General features: G+C 62.6%; 4 protein-coding genes and 1 pseudogene. 3 read left to right on the top strand and 2 right to left on the bottom strand.

Features of this window, described 5'->3' with window-relative positions:
- Nucleotides 1–1,069, top strand: a 1,069-nt coding sequence (locus QZ190_RS08655) for a cell wall metabolism sensor histidine kinase WalK (RefSeq protein ID WP_291915367.1), incomplete at its 5' end; no start/stop codon positions are given.
- A gap of 24 nt (nt 1,070–1,093) precedes the next feature.
- Here QZ190_RS08655 and QZ190_RS08650 read toward each other — a convergent pair.
- Nucleotides 1,094–1,939, bottom strand: coding sequence for a MurR/RpiR family transcriptional regulator (locus QZ190_RS08650; RefSeq protein WP_291915366.1), 846 nt, complete (start codon nt 1,937–1,939; stop codon nt 1,094–1,096).
- 14 nt (nt 1,940–1,953) lie between these two features.
- Nucleotides 1,954–3,417 (bottom strand): glucose-6-phosphate dehydrogenase, encoded by a 1,464-nt coding sequence (gene zwf, locus QZ190_RS08645; protein ID WP_291915365.1) that lies wholly within the window; start codon nt 3,415–3,417, stop codon nt 1,954–1,956.
- A gap of 82 nt (nt 3,418–3,499) precedes the next feature.
- Between zwf and tal the strand changes: the two genes are divergently transcribed.
- Both tal and QZ190_RS08635 read left to right on the top strand, forming a co-directional pair.
- Entirely contained in the window at nt 3,500–4,447 is a 948-nt protein-coding gene (tal, locus tag QZ190_RS08640) for a transaldolase (protein WP_291915364.1), read from the top strand.
- 1 nt (nt 4,448) lies between these two features.
- A pseudogene (locus QZ190_RS08635) lies at nt 4,449–5,208 on the top strand (glucose-6-phosphate isomerase); the annotation flags it as partial.

Here is a 5,208-nt window from a genome sequence, read left to right as displayed (position 1 = left end):
GCGCACGCAATCGGCCGTGAAGTACTTTGCACTGGTGCAGTTTGACGACGGGGTGTATCTGAACCAACCCGTTCGCCTGGCGCAGCTCACACACGTCATGGAGGACGCGGGTCTGAGCGATCCGCTGATCAAGATCACCGTGGCCGAAACCATGGAGGCGCGGCAGCAACTGATTCAGCGCATTTTGTGGGACACCTTGGGCAGCCAGGGTTTGTTGCTGTTGGCGGCTGCGGGTTTGGTGGTCTGGGGGGTGCAGCGCGGCATTCGGCCGCTGGAGGCCTTTCGCCAACAATTGGCCAGCAAGGCCGACGATGATTTTTCGCCCATTCAGCCGCCGGACTTGCCGCGCGAATTGCGACCCTTGATCGAGACCCTCAACAGCTACCTGGACCGACTGGGGCGCTTGATCGACATCCGCAAACGCTTTCTGGACAACGCCGCGCACCAGCTGCGCACGCCGCTCACGGCCCTCAAAACACAGCTGGCGCTGGCCCAGCGCAATGCAGAACCCGAGCAGGCGCAGGCGCTGTTGTCTGCGGCTCGGCAAACCACCGACGACGCGGTGCGCCTGACCGAGCAGCTGCTGGCCATGACGCGGGTCGAGCATGCCCGCGAGATGCACAGCCCGCATGCCGTGGACCTGGTGGCGCTGGCGCGGCGCGTGACGCAAGAGCACCTGATGCGTGCCCACCAGCTGGGCGATGACCTGGGGCTGGAGGCGTTGGTGGCGCAATGCGAGGTGCAGGGCGTGGACCTGTTGCTGCACGAGGCCTTGAGCAACTTGATCGACAACGCCATTCACCACGGCCCTGTGGGGACACACATCACGGTGCGTGTCGGGGCGACTTGGCTGGAAGTGGAAGACGACGGCCCCGGCATCGCCCCCGAGCACCAGGCCCATGTGTTCGAGCGCTTTTACCGCGCCGCACCTTCGGGCGTGAGCGGCAGCGGCCTGGGCCTGGCCATCGTGAAGGAAATCGCCAGCCAACATGGGGCGGTGCTGGGGGTGACCAGCCCGCTGGACAAAGGGCGGGGGACGCTGATTCGGATGAGTTGGCCCACCAGCTGATGTCGCGCCAAGGCGCCTGATGGCTCAGGTGTAACGCTTGCTGCTCAGGTTTTTCTTCATGTCGCGCAGCACGGGTTGGAGTTCTTCGCCGATGCGCAGGGCCACGGTGGTGGCCAGGATGTCGATGATGAGCAGGTGCAGCAGGCGCGAGACCATGGGGCTGTATTTGTCGTAACCCTCGGGGTGGTCGGCCGTGAGGTGGATGTGCCCGGCGCTGGCCAGGGGCGAGCCGCTGGCGGTGATGACTATTGTTGTGGCGCCTTGTTTCTTGGCAATGTCGCAGGCGTCCATCAGGTCGCGTGTGCGGCCGGAGTTGGAGATGACCACAGCGCAGTCGCCGGGGCGCAGCATGGAGGCGCTCATGACCTGCATGTGGCCGTCGCTGTAGGCGATGGCGTTCACACCCAGTCGAAAAAATTTGTGCTGCGCGTCTTGCGCCACGATGCCGGAGTTGCCTACGCCATAAAACTCGATGCGGCGGTTGGTCTTCTGTGTGGCCGCCAGGGCCTGGGCGGCGTGCTCCAAAGCGAATGAGCTCGCGTCGTTGCGGTACTTCAAAAACGCCGCCACGGTGTTGTCGATCACCTTGACCGCGATGTCGCTGGTCTTGTCGTCCGCGTCCACACTGCGGTGGATGAAGGGCACGCCTTCGCTCACGCTGCCGGCCAGCTTGAGTTTGAAGTCGGACAGGCCGTCATAACCCACGCTGCGGCAAAAGCGCACCACGGTGGGTTTGCTCACATGGGCGCGGTCGGCCAACTCGGTCACGGGCAGCTTGGCAAAAGCACGCGGGTCGGCCAGCACCAGCTTGCCCACGCGTTGCTCGGCCGGGGCCAGGGACGGCAAAGAGGCTTTGATTCGGTCGAGCATGGGGGTCTTTCTTGTCAGATTTCTTCGGACCAGCAAAAGCCGTCGCGGGCGATCATGGCGCTGGATGCACTGGGTCCCCAGGTGCCTGCGGTGTAGGGGCGTGGGCCAGTGGGGTCGTTTTTCCAGTGTTGCAAGATGGGCTCGACCCAACGCCAGGCTTCCTCTTGTTCGTCGCTGCGCACGAACAGGTTCAGGCGGCCATCGAGCACATCGAGCAGCAAGCGCTCGTAAGCGCCCACGCGTTGGCTGCCAAAGCGTTTGTCAAAGTCCAGGTCCAGGTGCACCGGGCTCAGGGTGGCACCACCGCTGCCCTCGCCGCGTTTGCTCTGGCCTTGTGCAAAAAGGTGCAGCTCCAGCCCGTCTTTGGGCTGCAGGTGGATCACCAGTTTGTTGGCGTGGCCCATGGGGCTTTTGAAAATTTCGTGCGGTGTGGGGCGGAAGTTGATCTCGATGTGCGCTTCGCGCGCGGCCATGCGTTTGCCGGTGCGGATGTAAAAGGGCACGCCTGCCCAGCGCCAGTTGGCGATTTCGGTGCGCAGCGCCACAAAGGTTTCGGTGCTGCTTTGGGCACTGACGCCCGTTTCGTCGCGGTAGCCCGGCACAGACTGACCGAACACATTGCCGGCGTTGTATTGCCCTCGAATGACGTGTTGGCTCAGGGTCTCGGGCGTCCAGCGTTTGAGGGCGCGCAGCACTTTGAGTTTTTCGTCACGGATGGCGTCGGCGTGCGCGTTGATGGGCGGCTCCATGGCGATGGCGCACAGCAGTTGCAGGGCGTGGTTTTGCACCATGTCGCGCAGGGCACCCGTGGTTTCGTAAAAGCCACCGCGCTTTTCTACGCCCAGCTCTTCGGCCATGGTGATCTGGATGTTGGCGATGTGCTCGCGCCGCCACAGGGGCTCGAACAGGGCGTTGCCAAAGCGCATGGCAAACAGGTTTTGCACTGCAGGTTTGCCCAGGTAGTGGTCGATGCGGAAGATCTGCTGCTCTTTGAAGGCCAGCCCCACCGCGTGGTTGATGGCACGGTTGGAGGCCAGGTCGTGACCCAGTGGTTTTTCCAGCACGATGCGGGTTCTGGGCGTGTTCAGACCGTTGGCGGCGAGTTGTTCGCACACGGTGGTGAACAGGCTGGGGGCGGTGGACAAATACATGACCACGTTGTCGGTTTCGCGCTCGGCCAGGCGGGCCGACAGGGCGGCGTAGGACTCGGGTTTCGACAGGTCCATGCGCACGTAGCACAGCATGGCCGCAAAGCGGGCGAACTCTTCGGGATTGGGGCGTTTGTCGCCCTCGACCTGCTCGAAGCGCGACTGGATTTGCTGGCGGTATTGCGCGTCGGTCATGTCGTCACGGCCCACGCCGATGATGCGGCCGCCTTCCGGCAAGGTGTCGTGTCGGAACGCCTGGAACAAGGCCGGCATGAGTTTGCGCCAGACCAGATCGCCTGTGCCGCCGAAGAAAACCAGATCAAAAGCCATGTTGTTCTTGAGTTACATGAAAAATTGATTTGTAATGTAACTTTGTTTCACTGATAATTCAAGCCTGTTTTGAAAAGCCCCCATGAACCAACTCGACGCCCTCAAACAATTCACCACCGTGGTGGCCGATACCGGCGACTTCAATCAACTGGCCCAGTTTCAGCCGCAGGACGCAACGACCAACCCGTCCTTGATCTTGAAGGCGGTGCAAAAGCCCGAATACGCGCCCCTGCTGGCCGAAGCTGTGGCCGCCCACAGGGGCCAGCCGCTGGACGTGGTGATGGACCACCTGTTGGTGCGTTTTGGCTGCGAGATTTTGAAGACCATTCCCGGCCGCGTGTCGACCGAGGTCGATGCCCGTTTGAGCTTTGACACCGCCGCCACCGTGGCACGCGCGCGCCGCATCATGGCGCTGTACGAGGCGCAAGGCATTCCCCGCGAGCGTGTGCTGATCAAGATCGCCTCGACTTGGGAAGGCATCCAGGCCGCAGCCGAGCTGGAGCGCGAAGGTATTCGCTGCAACCTGACGCTGCTGTTCGCGTTTTGCCAGGCGGTGGCGTGTGGTCAAGCCAAGGTGCAATTGATCTCGCCCTTTGTCGGCCGCATTTACGACTGGTACAAGAAGTCCGCAGGCACCGCCTGGGACGAAGCGGCCATGTCGGGCGCGAACGACCCCGGTGTGCAGTCGGTGCGGGCCATCTTCAACCACTACAAAAAGCACGGCATTGCCACCGAGGTGATGGGCGCGTCATTTCGCAACATCGGCCAGATCACGGCGCTGGCCGGTTGCGATTTGTTGACCATCAGCCCCGAGCTGCTGGCGCAGCTGGCCGCGACCGAAGCCCCGCTGAGCCCAGCATTGGACGCTGCAGCCGCGCAGGCCATGGACTTGCCTGCTGTGCGTTACGACGAAGCCTCTTTCCGACTGGCCCTGAACGAAGACGCCATGGCCACCGAAAAGCTGGCCGAGGGCATCCGTGCTTTTTGCGCCGATGCGGTCAAGCTCGAAGTGCTGATGCAAAAGGGCTGAGATGCGTTGTGACCAGACACCCGCATGGACAGCCTTGCAGGCGCATGCGGACAACTTCAAGAGTTTTGATTTGCGCACCGCTTTTGCGCAAGATGTTCAGCGGGTTCAAGCGCTGAGTCAGCAGGCCCCCCATGTCTTGGCCGATTTGTCCAAAAACCACACCGACGCCGCGACCGAAGCCTTGTTGATCGAGTTGGCCCGCCAAACCGGCCTGGCGGCGCACCGCGACGCCATGTTCCGGGGCGAGCCCATCAACAACACCGAGGGCCGCGCCGTGATGCATTGGCTGCTGCGCCAGCCCGAGGGCTCGCTGCTCGGTGAGCTGGCCGCGCCCTTGCAGCAAGTGCATGACACCTTGAAGCCTATGCTGCACTATGCCGAGCAGATCCGCGCCGATGCGCAGATCACCGACGTGGTGAACATCGGCATTGGCGGCTCGGACCTGGGCCCGCAGATGGCGGTGTTGGCGCTGCAAGATTTTGTGATCCCGGGCAAGCGCTTTCACTTTGTGTCGAATGTGGACGGGCATGAACTGGCGGCGGTGCTCAGGGGCTTGAAGGCCGAGAACACGCTGTTCCTCATTGCATCCAAAACCTTCACCACCATCGAGACCATGACCAATGCCCGCTCGGCGCTGGCCTGGTTCAAAGTGCAAGGCGGCAGCGATGTGTCGCGACACTTTGTGGCGCTCACCACCCATGTGGCCGCTGCAGCCGAGATGGGCATCACCACCACCTTCGGTTTTTGGGATTGGGTGGGCG

The organism is Limnohabitans sp., from assembly GCF_017848645.1.
Classification (GTDB): domain Bacteria; phylum Pseudomonadota; class Gammaproteobacteria; order Burkholderiales; family Burkholderiaceae_C; genus Limnohabitans_A.
This window is presented reverse-complemented; position numbering and strand designations above follow the sequence as displayed.